The sequence below is a fragment of the Mesorhizobium prunaredense genome (genome assembly GCF_900156895.1).
GTDB classification, from domain to species: Bacteria; Pseudomonadota; Alphaproteobacteria; order Rhizobiales; family Rhizobiaceae; genus Mesorhizobium; species Mesorhizobium prunaredense.
In genome coordinates, this window is record NZ_FTPD01000082.1 from 95,136 (window position 1) to 113,487 (window position 18,352).

General features: G+C 61.8%; 16 protein-coding genes. 10 read left to right on the forward strand and 6 right to left on the reverse strand.

Annotation, left to right across the window (positions count from 1 at the left end):
- Window positions 1–124 precede the first annotated feature (124 nt).
- Window positions 125–802 carry a methyltransferase family protein gene (locus BQ8794_RS33220; RefSeq protein ID WP_244555187.1) on the forward strand — a complete coding sequence of 226 codons (678 nt, stop codon included), beginning with the start codon at window positions 125–127 and terminating at the stop codon, window positions 800–802.
- Here BQ8794_RS33220 and BQ8794_RS33225 read toward each other — a convergent pair.
- Window positions 799–1,590 (reverse strand): RES family NAD+ phosphorylase, encoded by a 792-nt coding sequence (locus tag BQ8794_RS33225; RefSeq protein ID WP_077383975.1) that lies wholly within the window; start codon window positions 1,588–1,590, stop codon window positions 799–801. The genes BQ8794_RS33220 and BQ8794_RS33225 overlap by 4 nt on opposite strands.
- Complete coding sequence (locus BQ8794_RS33230) at window positions 1,550–1,924, reverse strand: MbcA/ParS/Xre antitoxin family protein (protein ID WP_077383976.1); 375 nt, start codon at window positions 1,922–1,924, stop codon at window positions 1,550–1,552. Before BQ8794_RS33230 ends, BQ8794_RS33225 begins: the two co-directional genes overlap by 41 nt.
- Before the next feature lie 236 nt (window positions 1,925–2,160).
- Here BQ8794_RS33230 and BQ8794_RS33235 point away from each other — a divergent pair, with 236 nt between their 5' ends.
- The 3 genes from BQ8794_RS33235 (at window position 2,161) to BQ8794_RS33245 (ending at window position 3,662) form a co-directional block, all read left to right on the forward strand.
- On the forward strand, window positions 2,161–2,580 hold the full coding sequence (locus BQ8794_RS33235; RefSeq protein ID WP_077383977.1) for a GFA family protein: 420 nt from the start codon (window positions 2,161–2,163) through the stop codon (window positions 2,578–2,580).
- A gap of 94 nt (window positions 2,581–2,674) precedes the next feature.
- The gene (locus BQ8794_RS33240; protein WP_077383978.1) at window positions 2,675–3,034 is read left to right on the forward strand and encodes a diacylglycerol kinase; all 360 of its coding nucleotides are present in this window, start codon (window positions 2,675–2,677) and stop codon (window positions 3,032–3,034) included.
- Between the two features lie 40 nt (window positions 3,035–3,074).
- Complete coding sequence (locus tag BQ8794_RS33245) at window positions 3,075–3,662, forward strand: hemerythrin domain-containing protein (protein WP_077383979.1); 588 nt, start codon at window positions 3,075–3,077, stop codon at window positions 3,660–3,662.
- A 3-nt stretch (window positions 3,663–3,665) separates the two neighbouring features.
- On the opposite strand, the gene BQ8794_RS33250 is transcribed toward BQ8794_RS33245, so the two are convergent.
- Window positions 3,666–4,253, reverse strand: a complete 588-nt coding sequence (locus BQ8794_RS33250; RefSeq protein ID WP_077383980.1) for a DedA family protein — start codon at window positions 4,251–4,253, stop codon at window positions 3,666–3,668.
- Window positions 4,250–4,813 carry a DUF1003 domain-containing protein gene (locus tag BQ8794_RS33255; RefSeq protein ID WP_077383981.1) on the reverse strand — a complete coding sequence of 188 codons (564 nt, stop codon included), beginning with the start codon at window positions 4,811–4,813 and terminating at the stop codon, window positions 4,250–4,252. Before BQ8794_RS33255 ends, BQ8794_RS33250 begins: the two co-directional genes overlap by 4 nt.
- Before the next feature lie 84 nt (window positions 4,814–4,897).
- Between BQ8794_RS33255 and BQ8794_RS33260 the strand changes: the two genes are divergently transcribed.
- The 4 genes from BQ8794_RS33260 to gltX all read left to right on the forward strand — a co-directional run bounded on the left by BQ8794_RS33260 (window position 4,898) and on the right by gltX (window position 11,307).
- Complete coding sequence (locus BQ8794_RS33260) at window positions 4,898–5,611, forward strand: DNA-3-methyladenine glycosylase I (RefSeq protein WP_077383982.1); 714 nt, start codon at window positions 4,898–4,900, stop codon at window positions 5,609–5,611.
- A 119-nt stretch (window positions 5,612–5,730) separates the two neighbouring features.
- Entirely contained in the window at window positions 5,731–7,446 is a 1,716-nt protein-coding gene (locus tag BQ8794_RS33265; protein ID WP_077383983.1) for an NAD+ synthase, read from the forward strand.
- Between the two features lie 520 nt (window positions 7,447–7,966).
- Complete coding sequence (locus BQ8794_RS33270) at window positions 7,967–9,772, forward strand: ABC transporter ATP-binding protein (RefSeq protein WP_077384139.1); 1,806 nt, start codon at window positions 7,967–7,969, stop codon at window positions 9,770–9,772.
- A 161-nt stretch (window positions 9,773–9,933) separates the two neighbouring features.
- Window positions 9,934–11,307, forward strand: coding sequence for a glutamate--tRNA ligase (gene gltX, locus BQ8794_RS33275; protein ID WP_077383984.1), 1,374 nt, complete (start codon window positions 9,934–9,936; stop codon window positions 11,305–11,307).
- Here the strand turns inward: gltX and BQ8794_RS33280 are convergent.
- Together BQ8794_RS33280 and BQ8794_RS33290 are read right to left on the reverse strand one after the other, a co-directional pair.
- Window positions 11,225–12,355 (reverse strand): DUF2865 domain-containing protein, encoded by a 1,131-nt coding sequence (locus BQ8794_RS33280; protein WP_077383985.1) that lies wholly within the window; start codon window positions 12,353–12,355, stop codon window positions 11,225–11,227. The genes gltX and BQ8794_RS33280 overlap by 83 nt on opposite strands.
- Window positions 12,356–12,726: 371 nt before the next feature.
- A complete protein-coding gene (locus BQ8794_RS33290; RefSeq protein ID WP_077383986.1) occupies window positions 12,727–15,051 on the reverse strand; it encodes an NADP-dependent malic enzyme in 2,325 nt (774 codons plus the stop codon).
- A gap of 575 nt (window positions 15,052–15,626) precedes the next feature.
- Here BQ8794_RS33290 and BQ8794_RS33295 point away from each other — a divergent pair.
- Window positions 15,627–16,163, forward strand: coding sequence for a FecR domain-containing protein (locus BQ8794_RS33295; protein WP_077383987.1), 537 nt, complete (start codon window positions 15,627–15,629; stop codon window positions 16,161–16,163).
- 5 nt (window positions 16,164–16,168) lie between these two features.
- Window positions 16,169–18,034, forward strand: a complete 1,866-nt coding sequence (locus tag BQ8794_RS33300) for a CHASE2 domain-containing protein (RefSeq protein WP_077383988.1) — start codon at window positions 16,169–16,171, stop codon at window positions 18,032–18,034.
- Window positions 18,035–18,352 lie beyond the last annotated feature (318 nt).

Consider the following 18,352-nt stretch of genomic DNA (forward strand, 5'->3'; position numbering starts at 1 on the left):
TGCAAGCGCTACAAGCGCAGCACGGCTCGTGAAGTTCTGATTAATAGTAAGGAATAGGGCCGCATGGGCCGGCGCCGCTTGCTCCGCGGTCATTGGCCCTAAACTTGCGGCGCCTCTCCCGAAAATGAACCGGATGCTTGGCGCGAGCGCCAAAAAAGCCTCTGTCAAAGGAACCATGATGTCCGCTTCAATTGCCCCGCAACCTTTCAATCAGCGAAAGAGACTTCTTGTCGTCCAGGGCTTGAGCATCGCGGCGATCGGATCGCTGTTGTTCTCTCGACCAGGCTGGGACGAAGCATCGACCCTTCATGAACTTATCGAGATGACAGGCTTTGTCCTGATCCTCGTCTGCATATTCGGAAGATTGTGGAGCATCCTATATGTCGGGGGCCGGAAGAACACCGAGTTGGCGGTAAACGGGCCATACTCGATCACTCGCAATCCCCTGTATCTGTTTTCGATGATTGGAGCATTCGGCATCGGCCTCATGTTCGGGTCGATCATCGTTGCCGTCGTTCTCGGAGTGTGCACCTACGCGGTTTTCGGGATGACCGCCAGAAAGGAAGAGGCGTTTCTTCTGGGAAAGTTTGGCCTGCAATACGAGGCGTATGCGGCCAGAACACCACGGTTCTGGCCCAAACTATGGCTTTATCACGACGAGCATCAGCACACGTTCTCCACGAAAGCGCTAAGAAGCACATTCTTCGATGCTCTCTATTTTCTCGCGGTCTTTCCAGCCATCGAAGGCATCGAATACCTCCAGGTGATCGGTTATCTGCCAACCTATTTCTGGCTATTCTAATCCCAAGGTCGAGGGAATCCGCCGTCGCCAACTTGCCTTCCGGCGGCAAACGCCGTCCTGGAGAACTCGATCCGCTTTTGCGGGAACTCGCAGATCGCCTGCACGCCGAAGGCACCCAGCCTGATGCGCCAGGTGTGGGGTTCCAGCGGTTTCGGCTTGGCAAAGCCGCTACATGCCAGCAGCGCCACATTGGCGCCTTTCGGGTCGCGCACGGAGCGATAGCGGATCGCCTCCAGCCCGGCTTCGCGCGCGACATCGGCAATATCTTGGCAGGCCGCGTAGTCGGTCGGGTGCGTCCACGCCGCCGCGTCGCGGTCGAGCGGCGGCCGCGTCAGGTCGATCACCTTGGTGCAGCGTATCGCGGCGGCGAAGGCGGTGTATTCGGCGGCGTCGCGCGGCCACGGCGTGGCCGGCGATTCCGCGAAGAACAGCAGGCGGTAAAAAGCCATCTCAGAGACGGCGGTCATCATGGTTTCCGCCGCGTAGTAGACGCCCTTGGTCCTGCCGGCGCGGCGGAAGCGCGAACCGTGCGGATAGATCGAGCCGTAGCGGAAGGGCGTTGCCAGGAGATAATGCAGATGCCGGCATTCCAAGGGGATTTGCGGCTTGGTTTCGTCGATCAGGTCTTCGAGGAGGGCCTGCTCGTCGAACGTGTCAACGACTTTCAATGTCGAGACGCGGTGCTGCGCCTCGACCATGCGCCAGTATTTGCCGTCGAGCCCATACTTGCCATTTCGCTTGGCGGCTTCAGACGAGAGCGCGTCGGGAGTCCAGATAGGCGATGACATCGACAAGCCCTGATATCGTCACGATTTTTTCGAGCGGGGTGCCATCGAAGGCCGTGTTGGCGTTCTTCAGCCATGCCCGGGCGACGGTCTCGTCGCCGCCGACAATGGCGTCGAGCGAGCGAAACAGGCGGACGAACAGCACGGCAAGCTCGAACGGCTTGGTTCCACGCTCCAGCAGGAACTCCTGCCTGCGCATGCGCGAAACCGTGGCTTCCGAAACCCCGATGATGGAGGCCAGCATCCTGGCGGTAATGTCCAGCAGGTCGGCGGCGCGCAGCGTGGCCTTGGTCAGGACTGCATTTTCGGCCGTATTGGCGGCGAGATCGGGTTGCATTGTCGGCAGTCTCTCCTTTCTGATGAAAATATAGCCAATAAAAATTCATATGGAAAGATAGTTGGCTTTAACAATGCGGCGAGCCGTTGAGAGGCTGCTGGCGCGGCCTGCCGCTTTGTACAAACCGTGCTATGCGGAACACACCCATCGAATGTCGCATTTGCTTGGACACAGCCGCTGCAAAACTGGAATCCTGGCAAGGGACGCCGAGAATGACGACTGCGTTGGGGGGCGAGATGGACGACATGCATAGCGGATCATGCCTGTGCGGGGCTGTGCGGTTCAAGACGCGAGGGGCCTTGCGCGGCGTCATCTACTGCCACTGCTCGCAGTGCCGGAAGCAGAGCGGGCATTTCTACGCTGCAACCAATGTTGCCAACGCAGACATCACAATAGTGGGCGCGGAAAGCATCACCTGGTACGAAGCATCTTCGTTTGCCAGGCGCGGTTTCTGCAAGACATGCGGCTCGTTGCTGTTCTGGAAGCCGCAGGATGATGAATACGTCTCGGTCCTGGCCGGACTGTTCGACAAGCCCACCGGACTTCAGGGCCAATGCCACATCTTCGTCGGCGACAAGGGCGACTACTACACGATCGACGATGGGCTGCCGCAGTTCGAAAAGTCGACGCCGGCGATCAAGGTCGCCGATGGGTGACAGGCTCGCCGGCAAATGATTTTTGCAGCGATCGCCTTATTCCCTTGATCCGGCCATTGCGCTATCCCCTGCCGGTGGTTCGGAAAGGTTTGGCATGCAGCGGCTGATCGATGCTTTCTTCAATTCAGTGCGGGCATTTCGCAAGTTGGCTTCCAGCGAGAAAGCCTTCCAGCAGGAGTTGATGCTGCTCGTGCTGGCGCTGCCGCTCGGCTGGTTTGTTTCGGTGTCGTGGCGCGGCTATGCGCTGCTGATCGGCGCGGTGCTGCTGCTGATCATGGTCGAAGTGCTGAACACCGGCATCGAGGCCGCATGCGATGCGTTCAGCCGGGAGTTCAACGTCGATATCCAGCTCGCCAAGGACTGCGGTTCGCTGGCGGTGCTGATTTCGGTGGTGATCGTTGCCGGCGTCTGGGGGATCGCCATCGTCGAGCGAATCTTGGGGCTACCGATCTAGTATCTCACCTCTTATATGACGGTCACCAAAGGAGACCGTCATGGGTGAAGGTGCCGATTTTCTACTGCTGGAGCGGGCAGGCCTGCCGGACGATTTACGCTGGCTGGCTGAAAAATATCCGCGCGAGGTCTGGCAGGGCCACACCAACATCCATGGCATCGCCAACATGTGGCTGCAGCGGCACGACATGTTTCGCGAGCTCGGCGGCATGCTGACCAACGGCATTGGCGACTATCGCGAGGGCCGGCTGACGGCGCCGGAGTTCGCGCGCTGGTTCGCGCCGCGGCTCAACCATTTTCTTGGGCATCTCGACGGCCACCATAACGTCGAGGATATCAATTATTTTCCGGTCTTCGCCAAGGCCGAGACCCGGCTGAAGCGCGGCTTCGAGATTCTCGATGCCGATCATCATACGATCCATGAAGGGCTGGAGCGCAATGCCGAGGCCGCAAACGCTTTCATCCGCACGCTAAGCGAGAGCGAGGACAAGCAGCGCTTTGCCGCCGATGTGTATGCCGACGAGAACAGCCGGCTGGTCGCCATGCTGACCCGGCACCTTGCCGACGAGGAAGACCTGATCATCCCGCTGATCCTTGATCGTGGCGACCGGGCGCTCGGCATCGACTGATCCTCACGTCTCCTTGCTGCGCTCCTTTTTGGCAACGCGATGAGCGATGAACCGGGCAAGGACGGCCACGCCCAACCCAATCGCCAGGGCGATCAGCAATCGCTCGTGACGGGCCAACGCCTGGCCGACGATGCGCTCCGCGCCCAGCCCGAACACATAGCCGATGGTGGTGAACAATCCGGCCCAGACCATGGATGAAATGACGTTGAGAATGACAAAGCGCGTCACGGCAATGCCGGACAATCCGGCGGCGATGCCGCCGACAAGGCGCAGGCCGTAAATGAAGCGGTTCGACAGCACGAAAATGTCGGGATGGTTGGAGACGAGACGATAGGCGTGGCTGAAGCCTGGCCGACCTCTCAATTTGATCACGAGCGGATAGTCGGCGAAGCTTCGTCCGAGAGTGAAGAAGAGCGTGTCGCCGACAAAGGCGCCGATGGCGGCCGCCAGAAACGCCTGCCACAGGACGAAGACATGCTGATGCGCGAAAAACCCGCCAAGGAGGGCGGCACTTTCGCCCTCGGCGACACAGCCCAGAAAGACGGCAATCAGCCCATATTGTGCGACGAGATTATGGATGGCATCCGTCATGGACGCGTCCGCTGCTTGGACAGAATCTCGTCGATGCGCTTCACCTGCTCGGCTAGCCGGGCGATCTCGTCGCGCATGCCGATGATCTGGCTGTGGCGCAGTTCGTCGAGCTTTTCATGCAGCGCCATGATCTCGATCTCGGCCTTGAGATTGACCTCGTAGTCGTGCGCGGCATCGATACGATCGCGCTCGGTCTGGCGGTTTTGCGCCATCATGATCACCGGCGCCTGCAGGGCCGCGACCATAGAAAGCACTAGGTTGAGGAAGATGAAGGGATAGGGATCGAAGGCGTCGCGCGTCAAAAGCCAGACATTGCCCGCCGTCCACAGGATCAGGAAAGCAATGAATGTCAGGATGAACGACCACGAGCCGCCGATCCGGGCGATGGTGTCGGCCAGGCGGTCGCCAAACGTCTGATGAAAGGCGACGGCCTTGTTGGTATCCTTGGAGATCGTGGTGCGCTCGAGCGTTGATTGCAGCACCCGGTTTTCAGGTGCGCTGAGGCCGTCCGGCTTTCGCTTCAGCCAACGGTTCGCCAGTTCCTCGATCGTCTTGTTCATCGTCGCCTCCGTCGTCAGCGATAGAGGTAGAGGCTACTGGTTCGCGCGGGAAGTGGTAGATTGACGCGACAGGGTGAGGAAACAATGATGGATTTCCAGAAAATCCGCGCCCGCGCGGCCAAACGCAAGGGCGGGGAAGCGGTGATGGCGTCGCTGCTGGGGCCTATGCCTGACAATGCCGCCGTGGCTGACATTTCCGACGACCGCATTCTCTCGACCATGGCCGAGCGTGTTTTCGCTGCTGGCTTCGTCTGGCGCGTCATCGAGCAGAAATGGCCGGGTTTCGAACAAGCGTTCCTCGGCTTCGAGCCGAAACGGCTGTTGTTCCAGCCTGACGATTTCTGGCACGACCTGACAGGCGACGAGCGCATCGTGCGCAATCCGCAGAAGATCAAGTCGGTTCGCGACAACGCGGCTTTCGTCGAGCGGGTGTCGAAGGAGCACGGCGGCTTTGGCAGGTTCCTCGCCGACTGGCCAGAAGACGACCAGATTGGACTGATGGCCTATCTCGGCAAGCATGGCAGCCGGCTCGGCGGCAATACCGGCCAGTATTTTTTGAGGTGGCTGGAGTGGGACGCCTTCATCATCTCAGGCGACATGGCGGCCGCACTGCGCGACGCCGGCCTGGACATCGCCGAACACCCGACATCGAAGCGGGATCTCGACAAGATCCAGAACCAGATCAATGCCTGGGCGGCGGATACCGGGCTGCCGCGCCGGCATGTTTCGCGCATCCTGGCGATGTCGATCGGCGAAAACCACTCGCCGCAGGCACTGCGCGAATATATGGGCGAATAGGACGCGATCGGTATCCGGCGGTCCGATCGGTCTGGCAAGAATGACCCATGTCATTAGGTCTGGGGTGGTCCAAGCAAACGCCATTGCCCGGCGAATTCTGTCGCGCTAAGTCAGCAGGCATGACCGACAACACCGCTTCCGACATATTGCGCATCGCCGTCGCCCAGCTCAATCCAACGGTTGGCGATGTCGCCGGCAATCTCGCCAAGGCGCGCGAGGCGAGGGCGGATGCCGCCCGACAAGGCGCCGACCTTGTGCTGTTCACCGAACTTTTCCTCGCCGGTTATCCGCCCGAGGACCTGGTGCTGAAGCCGGCGTTCCTGAAAGCCTGCGAGCGGGCGGCGCAGGATTTCGCTGGCGACACTGCCGATGGCGGGCCGGGCGTCATCATCGGCACGCCGCTGAAGCGCAAGAGCGGCACGCACAATTCGATCATCTTTGCCGATGGCGGCAAGATCCTTGCCGAGCGCTACAAGCTCGATCTGCCGAACTACGGCGAATTCGACGAGAAGCGCGTCTTCCAGGCCGGCCCTGAAATCCAGGGACCGGTCAATTTTCGCGGCGTGCGCCTGGGAATTCCGATCTGCGAAGACATCTGGGGCGATGTCGGCGTCTGCGAGACGCTGGCCGAAAGCGGCGCGGAAATCCTGTTGGTGCCGAACGGCTCGCCCTATTATCGCGGCAAGGTCGATGTTCGCCACCAAATTGTCATTCGCCAGGTCATCGAATGCGGATTGCCGATCATCTACGCCAACCAGCTTGGTGGCCAGGACGAGCTGATCTTCGACGGCGCGTCGTTTGCCATAGGTTCTGACAAGACGCTGGCCTTCCAGATGAGCCAGTTCGAGGAAACGGTCAACGTCACCACCTGGAAGCGCAACCGCGCTGCCGCAGGCGCGCAAAGTGGAAATAATTCCGAGGGCTGGGTCTGCTCCGAAGGACCGATGTCGAAAATCCCGGAAACGGAGGAGGCCGATTACCGCGCCTGCATGCTGGGCCTGCGCGACTACGTCAACAAGAACGGTTTTAGGAATGTCGTGCTCGGTCTTTCCGGCGGCATCGATTCGGCGATCTGCGCAGCACTTGCCGTCGATGCGCTCGGCGAGGAGCGGCTGCGCGCCGTGATGATGCCCTACCGCTACACCTCGAAGGACTCACTCAAGGACGCCGAGGACTGCGCCCGCGCGCTCGGCTGCCGTTACGACATCGTGCCGATCTTCGAGCCGGTCGAGGGATTCCTGCATACGCTGACGCAACTTTTCGAGGGCACCAAGGAAGGCATCACCGAGGAAAACCTGCAGAGCCGCGCGCGCGGCACTATTTTGATGGCGATCTCCAACAAGTTCGGCTCGATGGTGGTGACCACCGGCAACAAGAGCGAGATGTCGGTCGGCTACGCCACGCTCTACGGCGACATGAATGGCGGCTTCAATCCAATAAAAGACCTCTACAAGATGCAGGTCTATGCGCTGGCGCGCTGGCGCAATACGCATGTGCCGCCGGGTGCGCTGGGCCCTTCCGGCGAGGTGATCCCGAACAACATCATCGACAAGGCGCCGTCGGCGGAACTGCGCGAGAACCAGACGGATCAGGATTCGCTGCCGCCCTATCCGGTGCTGGACGACATATTGGAGTGTCTGGTCGAGAACGAGATGGGTGTCGACGAGATCGTTGCCCGCGGCCACGACCGGGCAACGGTGACGCGCATCGAGCACCTGCTCTACATTGCCGAATACAAGCGCCGGCAGGCAGCGCCCGGCGTCAAGATCACCAAAAAGAATTTCGGCCGCGACCGCCGTTATCCCATCACCAACCGGTTCAGGGATGGCGGGTAGATCGCCGTTTCTCGCTCTTGTGAAAATGGCTGCCGCGAGGAAGTGCACAACCCGCGATTGTTGCAAAATCGCCTCACCAGTTGGACCAGATGCACTTTTGGCCTTCCACTGACTTGGCGCGGCGCTGACGCGACTCTATAAACGCCTTTCCGCGATCCCTACGCATCGGCCTGAAAATCGGAATCGATTTTCAGAAAGCACGATGCGCAGATTCAAGAGTTAGAGCGTACTTTGTGCGTCCGAATGGACGCACATCGCTCTAATGGGAGGACCGAATGCCAGGATTTGACATCGTTATGCGAGGCCGCGAAGCCTAGGTTCAGAGGGCGCGCCGGAAGGTTTTCACCTTCATGCCCAGGCGATCTGACAACAGGCATTCGTCGATGCCGGTCGCCGCCCGTATTCGGGCGAGCCGCCAAAAATGCCGAACCTTCCGCATTCCCGGGCACTCACGCGCCCAACGCGGTTTTCTCAATTTCGACCTTAGCGGGACCGGGCTCGTTTGCGCCCGAATGACATCATGGCTCGTTTTCAGATCGATTTGCGCGCCGGCGCCTTTCGCAGCGTCCTTGGCTTCACGCTCAGCCATTGGCGGCGCCAGCCGTGGCGGCTTTCGCTCATCATGGGCACGTTCCTGCTGTCTACCTTGGCCGACGTGCTGACGCCGCTCTATTCCGGCCGGCTGGTCGACGCCGTCGCCAGCAGTGCTGCGGCCGACGACGTCGCTTGGAACGCGGCGATGGCGGCGTTTTCGATGCTGGTGGCGCTGGCGCTCACCGGTGTCGTGCTGCGCAACCTCGCCTTCATGGCCATCGTCGAACTGACCCTGAAGATGATGGCGGATATCGCAGCCGACGCCTTCCACCGCGTCCAGCGCTTCTCCACCGACTGGCACGCCAACAGCTTCGCCGGATCGACCGTGCGCAAGATAACCCGTGGCATGTGGGCGCTCGACCTGCTCAACGACACGATCCTGATCGCGCTGCTGCCGTCCGTCGTCATGCTCGTCGGCTCGACGCTGCTGCTCGGCTGGTTCTGGCCGCTGATGGGTGCTGTCGTCGCCGCAGGCTCGGTGCTGTTCATCGCGGTGACGGCGCTGCTGTCGCTTGGCTATGTCGCGCCCGCGGCAAGGCTTGCCAATGCATGGGACACACGCCTGGGCGGCTCCCTGGCCGATGCGGTGAGCTGCAACGCCGTGGTCAAGGGTTTTGGCGCCGAGGAACGCGAGGAAACGCGCCTCGCCAAGGTCGTCGCCAGATGGCGCGCCCGCACGCGCCGCACCTGGGTGCGCGGCACCATCAACGGCACCACGCAAGGATCGATGCTGCTGCTTCTGCGAACAGCGGTGGTCGGATTCTCCCTGCTTTTGTGGTCGTGGGGGCAGGCGAGCGCCGGCGATGTCACCTTCGTGCTGACCTCGTTTTTTGTGCTGCAAGGCTATTTGCGCGATATCGGCACCCACATCCGCAATTTGCAGCGCTCGATCAACGACATGGAGGAACTGGTCGACTTCCAGTTCGAGCCGCTCGGCATCGAGGATGTGCCCGGCGCCAAACCGATCCGCATCACCGACGGCCGCATCAGCTTCGACAACGTCACCTTCCATTACGGCAGCCACCGACTGCCGCTGTATCGCGACTTTTCGGTGGACATCACGCCGGGGGAACGCGTCGGGCTGGTCGGCCATTCGGGCTCGGGCAAGACGACCTTCGTCAAGCTGATCCAGCGGCTTTACGACGTAAACGCGGGAACGATCCTGATCGACGGCCAGGATATCTCCGTGGTGGCGCAGGCATCGCTGCGCGGGCAGATCGCCATCGTCCAGCAGGAGCCGATCCTGTTCCATCGGTCGCTGGCCGAAAACATCGCCTATGCCCGGCCGAGCGCGACGCAGGCCGAGATCGAGCATGCCGCACGGCTGGCAAGCGCGCACGACTTCATCGTCGATCTGCCGAAAGGCTATGGCACGCTGGTCGGCGAGCGTGGCGTGAAACTATCGGGCGGCGAGCGCCAGCGGGTGGCGATCGCGCGGGCTTTCCTTGCCGATGCGCGGATCCTCATTCTGGACGAGGCGACGTCGAGCCTCGATTCGGAATCGGAGGTGCTGATCCAGCAGGCGATGGAGCGGTTGATGGTCGGCCGCACGACGCTGGTCATCGCGCACCGGCTTTCGACGGTGCGAGCGCTTGACAGGCTCCTGGTGTTCGATCGCGGCCGCATCGTCGAGGAGGGCTCGCATGATCAGCTGATCCGGCTGCAAGGCGGCATCTACCGCCGGCTGTTCGAGCGCCAGGCGCTCGAATTGACCAGGGGGCTGGCGATCTGAAATCTGCGCATCGTGCGGCCCGAAAATCGGTTCCGATTTTCGGGCCGATGCGCTAGAACGCGCGGCGCTGCCGCCTTTTCATCGCCTTCGTCACGTTCTATGTCTGCGGCCAAACGCGGGGGCGTCTTGTCAACAGCAAAACCATCCGGTACGCCCCGTTCATGACAGTAACCGTCCGTTTCGCCCCATCGCCCACCGGCCGCATTCATATCGGCAATGCGCGCACTGCGCTGTTCAACTGGCTGTTCGCCATGAACAACAAGGGCCGCTTCATCCAGCGCTTCGACGACACCGACGTCGCGCGCTCGACGCAGGAATTCTCCGACGCCATCCTCTACGATCTGCATTGGCTGGGCATCTTTCCCGACGCCACGGAATACCAGTCACGGCGCTTCGAGATCTACGATGCGGCGGTGGAGAAATTGAAGGCGGCGCGCCTTCTCTATGCTTGCTACGAAACACCGGAAGAGCTCGATCTCAGGCGCAAGGTGCGCCGCACGCGCGGCCTGCCGCCGGTCTACGGCCGCGAGGCGCTGACGCTGACGGCTGAGCAGGTCGCCGAATACCAGGCCGATGGCCGCCGGCCGCACTGGCGCTTTCTCCTGCCCAATTTCACCAGCGACCCGTTGCAGCCGGAGCGCACCGAAATCCACTGGACCGATCTGGTGCGCGGCGAGGAAACCGTCGACCTCGCCTCGCTTTCCGACCCGGTTCTCATGCGCGAGGACGGCACCTATCTCTATACTCTGCCTTCGGTGGCCGACGACATCGAGATGGGGATCAGCCATGTCATCCGCGGCGACGACCACGTCACCAATACCGGCGTGCAGTTAGCCTTGTTCCAGGCGCTGAGTGCCGAGCCGCCAGTGTTCGGCCACCACAATCTGTTGACCACCACATCGGGCGAGGGCCTGTCGAAGCGGAGCGGCGGGCTGTCCATCGAAAGCCTGCGCGAGACCGGCATCGAGCCGATGGCCGTCGCCTCGCTAGCGGTGCTCGTCGGCACCTCGGAGAACGTCGTCGCGGTGCAGACGATGGCTGAGCTTGCCGAACGCTTCGATCCGGCGGCGACATCGAAATCCCCAGCCAAATTCGATCCGGACGAGCTCTTCGTGCTCAATCGCACGCTGCTGCACCATATGCCGTTTTCCGAGGCGCGCGACCGGCTGATCGTGCTCGGCATTTCCGGCGAACAGGCTGAGCCCTTTTGGCTGGCGGTGCGCGGCAATCTCGACAGGCTGGCCGATGCAGCGATCTGGTGGCGCGCGCTTCGCGACGGCCCGCAGGAGCAGCCGGATTTTTCCGACGTCGACCGCGAGTTCCTTCGCCAGGCGTTCGATCTTTTGCCGGAAGACCCCTGGAACGGGTCGGTCTGGAAGGAGTGGACCGGCAGGATCAGGGAAGCAACCGGCCGCAAGGGCAAGGCGCTGTTCACGCCGCTCAGGCTGGCGCTTACCGGCCAGCCCTCGGGGCCGGAGCTTGCAGATCTGTTGCCGCTGCTGGGTCGGGAAGGAACGTTGGCCCGACGACCCTGACCTTGCGCTGTTCCGGTGGCGGCAAGGTCGTCGGCGAGGGTTTTACGGCGAGGCGCTCGATGGCTTCGCGATCGAGCCGGCCTTCGACATTGGCCAAACTCTCGGGGTCGGCGGGGTCAGCTTGTTCCGGGCTTGGCGGGTTGCCGGCAATGATCTCGAAATTTCGCGCGGCGTTGCAGCCGCAGGCCGGCGGGCGCGCGGGCTGCTTGTAGAGATAGGCGGTCGGCAGTTCGCTGTAGGGCCTGCCGGTTACCGAAGACGTCATGTCAGCCGAGTCGTCGCCAAAGCTACGCGTATAAAACACCTGCATCTCGGTCCCGGGGCAACTCGAATCGCAGTTCTTCTGGTCGCGCTCGAAATCGCCCAGCGAGGCAGCATTCGACATCGGGAAGAAATAGCCGTCGCAGGTGCGCACGCACATGGTGCGGAATTCGCCGTGCGGCTGGCCCATGTCGTCGGCGAGCATGGTGCGGATGTCGCGCGGGCCTACAGCTTGATTGGGCTCTTCAGGCCAGGCGGGCACGCCGGGTTCAATTGCATCGCTGCCCAAAAGCTGGTCGAGCAAGTTTCGGTCGCCGGTTCCACGGCTGGCGTCCCGGCCCGGTGCCGGCTTGGGCGCCGCATCGTCGCGGCAGCCATTGGCGTCGAGCGAAGCCAGTATGCGTGCGCGATCGCGGCGGGCACCGCCGCCGGCGAGTTCAGCGCGCTTGGCTTGCAAGCCGTCGAGATTGGCTGCCATGCGACCGATGGTGGCGTCGAGTGTGGCGCATGCGTTGGCGTTGCGGCGCGACAGCGAAAACCCGCAGCCGGCGCGGCTGGATTGGCTGACGGCCTTTGAAATCTGCTGGCGCTGCCGCACGATTGCATCATCATATTTCCTGAGCAGGGTCGGCTTGGTGCCGCCACCGCGCGAAGCGGCCGCGAGATCGGCTTCCAGTTGCCGGCAAACACCGGAGGCGGCCTGCAGTTCGGTGGCGGCAAAGCCTGACAATGCCAGCGCACCGAGCAGTGCTGCCGCGCGCGTCAGCTTCCACCCTCCGCCCGTCATCCGTCTGAGCTCCGTTTATCCGCCCGTCGTGAAAGCTACCGCGTTTGGGGTTAACTTTTTGTTCAGCTTACCGTCAAATTGGGTTTTGCCCAGATTGGCTATGGCCAGGTCAGGGCAATAGCTTCACACAAAGGAGTCTCTGACTGATGTTGGGCGTGACCAATGCAACGTCGGCGCCGCCCCTCATCTGCCTGCCGGCATCTTCTCCCCGTATAGTGACGGGGAGAAGGGTCTGGCCGCAACCTCGGCACACTTTTTGCAACGCTGGAGATTGGCGAAATCGTTTGCGAAGGCATCTTTCTCCCCGTCACTATACGGGGAGAAATGCCCGGCAGGGCAATGAGGGGCAGCGCAGACCTGAAGCGATTGCCCTAGCCCAGACTTACGACCGCCTGCGCCTTGTGGGCTGCTTCGACCACCGCGAGCGCCGTCATGTTGACGACGCCGCGCGATGTCACCGACGGCGTCAATATATGCGCCGGTCTGTCGGTGCCGAGCAGGATCGGCCCGACATGCAGCGCGTCCATCATCGCGCGCAGCGCGGTGAGCGTGATGTTTGCCGAATCGAGATTGGGGAAGACCAGCAGATTGGCTTCGCCCTTCAGCCGCGAATGCGGATAAACCCGCTGGCGCAGCGGCTCCGACAGAGCCGAGTCGGCATGCATCTCGCCGTCGCATTGCAGGTCTGGCGCGATGCGCGCCAGGATCGCCGCTGCCTGCCGCATCTTGAGCGCGCTTGGCGAGTCGCGTGAGCCGAAATCCGAATGCGACAGCAGGGCGGCCTTGGGCTCGATGCCGAAGCGCTGGATTTCTTCGGCAGCCAGCACCGTCATCTCGGCGATCTCCTCGGCAGTTGGATCGACGGTGACATGGGTGTCGGTGAGGAAAATGATGCCGCGCTGCGAGATCAGCATGGAAAGCGTCGACAGGTCGTGATCCTTGATGCCGGCGCGCGGGCCGATGATCAGGGTGACATTGCGCAAATGCCGCTCGAAACGTCCTTCCAGGCCGCAGACCATGGCGTCGGCGTCGCCACGCTTGAGGGCAAGTGCGGCGATCACCGTGTTGTCGGTGCGCACCATTGTGCGCGCGGCCTCCGTCGTCACGCCACGCCGGCCGGCGAGTTCGATCAAAAGGTCGACATAGTGGCGATAACGCGGATCGTCCTCGGGATTGATCAGGCCGAAGTCGACGCCCGGCTTGATGCGCAGTCCATAGCGTTTCAGCCTGACTTCGATGACATGCGGGCGGCCGATCAGGATCGGCTCGGCGATGCCTTCCTCCAGCACCACCTGGGCGGCGCGCAGCACGCGCTCGTCCTCGCCGTCGGCATAGATGACGCGCTTGGCGCTCGACGTCTTGGCCATCGTGAACACCGGCTTCATGACCAGGCCGGAGCGGAAGACGAAGCGGTTGAGCGTGTCGATATAAGCGGCAAAGTCGGTGATCGGCCGTGTCGCGACGCCGGTGTCGCAGGCGGCCTTGGCCACCGCCGGCGCGATGCGCAGGATCAGCCTGGGATCGAACGGCGAGGGGATCAGGAAATCGGGCCCGAAGATCGGCGTTTCGCCGGAATAGGCGCGGGCGGCGACATCCGACGGTTCCTCGCGGGCAAGGGCTGCGATCGCCCGCACCGCAGCCATTTTCATCTCTTCGTTGATGGCGCTGGCGCCGCAGTCCAGGGCGCCACGGAAAATGTAAGGAAAGCAGAGTACGTTGTTGACCTGGTTGGGAAAATCGGAACGGCCGGTGCAGATCATCGCGTCGGGTCGCGCCGCCCGTGCCGCTTCCGGCATGATCTCGGGGTTGGGGTTGGCCAAGGCCAGGATCAGTGGTTTTGGCGCCATGTGCTGGAGCAATTCCGGTTTCAGCACGCCGGCGGCCGAAAGACCCAGGAACACGTCGGCGCCCGGCAGCACATCGGCCAGCGTGCGCGCCTCGGTGTCCTTCACATAGGGGTCCTTCCAGCGGTCCATCTCATCGACGCGGCCCTTGTAGGCGACGCCGAAACGGTCGGTGACCCAGATGTTTTCGATGCGTGCGCCCAGCAAAACCAGCAAGTTGAGGCAGGCGAGGGCCGCTGCCCCGGCGCCGGAGGTGACGATCTTGATGTCGGAGATCGTCTTGCCGGCAAATTCCAGCCCATTGAGCACGGCGGCGGCGACGATGATTGCAGTGCCGTGCTGGTCGTCGTGGAAGACCGGTATGGCCATGCGGGCCTTCAGCCGTTCCTCGACCTCAAAACATTCGGGCGCCTTGATGTCCTCGAGGTTGATGCCGCCGAAGGTCGGCTCCAGCGCCGAGATCGTCTCGACCATCCGCTCGATGTCAGGCGCGTCGATCTCGATGTCGAAGACGTCGATGCCGGCGAATTTCTTGAACAGCACGGCCTTGCCTTCCATCACCGGCTTGGAGGCCAACGGGCCGATATTGCCGAGGCCGAGCACCGCCGTACCATTGGAGACGACGCCAACCAGATTGGCCCGCGCCGTGTAGTCGGCGGCGGCCGCCGGATTGTCGCGGATTTCCAGACAGGGCGCCGCGACCCCGGGCGAATAGGCAAGCGCCAGGTCGCGCTGGTTGCCGAGCGGCTTTGTTGCCTGGATTTCAAGCTTTCCAGGGCGTGGATGCTTGTGGAAATAAAGTGCGGCTTCGTCGAGGTCCGACCGGGCTGCTTTTTTGTTTTCGCCTTGCATGCCGGCCGCTCCTCAGTCCGTTTGCTGTTTTGAGTCTCTTAGCATGCAGCCGAGGCTTTTCGAGAGGTGATATGTCGCAAAGTGCGACGCTCTGGTTTCGCATCGCCGGTCCGGCTGTGTGGTCCCATTGAAATGTTGGACGCGGGGCGGCGCGCTGTGACGAGTTACGCCACCGCCCAGTATGATTGTCTGCAACGGGTGCAGCCTGTGGAATGCTGTCATTCGTCTCGTCGATTGGGTACGAGAAAGTGGCGCCAAAACCGGTCGCTCAGCAGAGGTACGATCGCCGTCTGCTTCTGGCGTGACCTGCTCGTTCTGGCAGATGAGCCGAACAGCCGCGTCGCCGCGTGACGTTCGCGACATTCGCATCGCGGCCGCTTCAAACGGCTTGATGTCGCGTTATTTGGTGTTGGAGCAAGCTATCGTGCTAAGATCGCTGGTCGGCACCGTGCTACCTTTGGGGCAACGCGGCTGCAAGTGCCGGTTCGTAAGCATGAGTATACCGCCAAGCTGACCGCAGAAGACAATGCAAAGATTTTCTTGCCGCAGATTTTCGCAAAAGCAAGGAGACGTTCATGAGCGCAAGTGGCCGATATCTCCGGAGCCTGGTGGCATGCATGCTTGGCTGTGTCTTCTGGGTGGATACCGCTTCAGCGCAGTCGAATAACGCCGGCTGTACGTTCAGAGTGGTAGCAGGTACGTCCCGACAAATTCTGAGATGCCGGGAAGGCCTTACCATCATTGCGGAAGATGGCGCTCGTTTTGCACTGGTGGACCGTGATCGAAATGGCAGTGCCGATGCGGTCAGATTACGGCGCAAGGCGCTGTTATTCGATGCTCCAGCCGGCAGGGTCCGGGGTGGCTTCGCTGTCGTCACCCCGCAGGCGATCGCGGCGGTGCGAGGTACAAGATGGGCAGTCGACGTTGCCCGAGGCAAGACGTCTGTTTTCGTCGTCAAAGGTCGCGTCGCCGTGCAAAGGCCGGCGTCCAATGCTGGCGTGGTCCTCGGGCCGGGCGAAGGCGTCGATGTGGAAGCCGGAACAGGCACACTGACGGTCAAGCGCTGGCCCGCCGCACGTGTTTCGGCTTTGATGGCCCGTTTCGGTCAGTAAGCTAAATGAGCGGGCGAGCGCTTCAGACGCTGATCGCGCTCGTTCTGGCGGGTCTTTGGGGGGCCGGCCTTGGCTTTGCGCACTGGCGTGGCAACATGTGGTCCCTCGATCGCGTCGAAGCAACGATGACGGATCTTCGAACGCTTGTTCGGGGAACGGCAAAGCCGCCTGAGCTGATTACCATTGTCGCAATAGACGACGAAGCGGTCCGAAACGAGGGCCGCTATCCCCTCAGCCGCGCCACGCTTGCCCGGATTGTCGATACGATAGCTCGCTTTGGACCGAAAGCCATTGCGGTCGACCTGCTGCTGGTCGATCCCGGGAAAAAAGGTGATGATGAGGCGCTCGCGCGTTCGCTGCATGGGACTTCAAGCGTAATCGCTGCTGCAGCGGTCTACTCGGGAGGTAAACAATCGATTGCAGTCGAGGGCGATGGCCCTCTCGCCCGAGTGCCGAATGCCAAGCGGTTTCTGTGGCCCCTGAAAGCGTTCTCGGATATCGCCGCTGTCGGCGTCGTGAACGTGGTTACCGACTGGACGGGAACGCCTCGGTTCGTCCCGTTGCTGTTTCGGGCCGGAGACCGGACGGAAGCGTCTTTCTCCCTGCGCGTTGCCGCCATGGCGGTGCGAGAGGATCCGGGAATTGCGCCCGACCATCTATCTCTGGGCGGACAGCGGATTCGGACGGACATTGGTCACATACTCCCTCTGACATTCTATGGCCCCCGCGGCACGATCCGCACGATCAGCGCCACGACGGTGCTGGGGGGGCAAGTCGATGTCGGCATTCTTCGGGATCGAATTGTTGTGATCGGTGCAACGGCAACCGGCACCGGCGATGTTTTCCCGACACCGTTTGATCCCGTGCTCCCAGGCGTCGAGGTCATGTCGACGGCCATTGCCCATCTGATGACCGGCGACGGCATAGTGCGAGATCAGTACGTTCGCCTTGCAGATGCCGGCTTTGCAGTGGTGCTGCCAGTGGTTCTTGTGGGGCTGTTGGCATGGCGTCGCAACGCCATCGGCCTTGCAGCGATCGTCGGCGTGGTTGTGATCTGGTTCGTGGTCAATATGACCGCATTCTCACACCATATCTGGCTGAGCGCGGCGTTGCCGATGGCCGCCGCCGTTCCACCGGCTATTTTGTTCGGGGCCGCGCAGCTTTGGTTGGGCAGGAACCAGGCCCAGTATTACGCCACGCAGAGCGAATTGCTGCAACGAGTTCAGGCCCCGGGCTTTGCGGGGTGGCTCGCGAAGCATGGCGACTTTCTCCTGGAACCTGTCCGGAGGGACGCCGCCATCATATTCATTGACCTGTCCGGTTTCACCGGACTGAGCGAAACATTGGGGCCGAACGCCACACGCGAACTTTTGAACACGTTCCATGCGTTGGTGGACGAAGAGGTGACAAGCTGCGGTGGCGTTGTCACGAATTTCATGGGTGACGGAGCCATGATCCTGTTCGGTCTACCGGAAGCAGCGACAGATGATGCCTTCAATGCTGCCCGCTGCTGCGCAGCGCTCTCCAGCCGTACCAACAACTGGCTCGTCTCGTTGCCCGCATCAACTGCATCCAGGCTCGGCTTCAAGATCGGAGCGCATTACGGAACAATCGTTGCGTCGAGACTCGGTGGCAAAGGCCGTCAGCACATCGCGATTACGGGTGATACGGTTAACGTCGCCAGTCGCTTGATGGAGATCGCCGCCGACAAAAATGCCGAAGTCGCAGTGAGCGACAAAATGCTGCAAGTCGCCGGCCGCGACTGCGAGTTGTTCAAATCTGGTGCTCTAAGAGGACCTGTGGAAGCACAGGTCCGCGGGCGTTCAGGCTCGCTCGCAATCTGGCTGTGGCAGAGTTCGCAGACGCTGTAGGATACCGGGCCGCGTGAACAATGATGGTACCGGAATGTCCGAATGGCGCCCGTTTGGCCGCGACACTTCAAATCCTGCCTGAGGTCAAATCCTGCCTGAGGCCTCGGCCAACCCGAACGGGAGATTCTGAAAAAATCCGCATTGATGGAAGGCAGCTTCGGGTCATGGGCGTGAATTCGACTGAGGGCGAACGAGCTTCCGCCTAGGTGACGTATTCCCCCGTTCCCAGCCGGTACCAAGCTTGGATTCTGCCAGTGAATGCTCCACCGCCTGAAGGCGGTGGCTTCGGTTACGGCTCAAAGCCGGATCGGTCCGCCG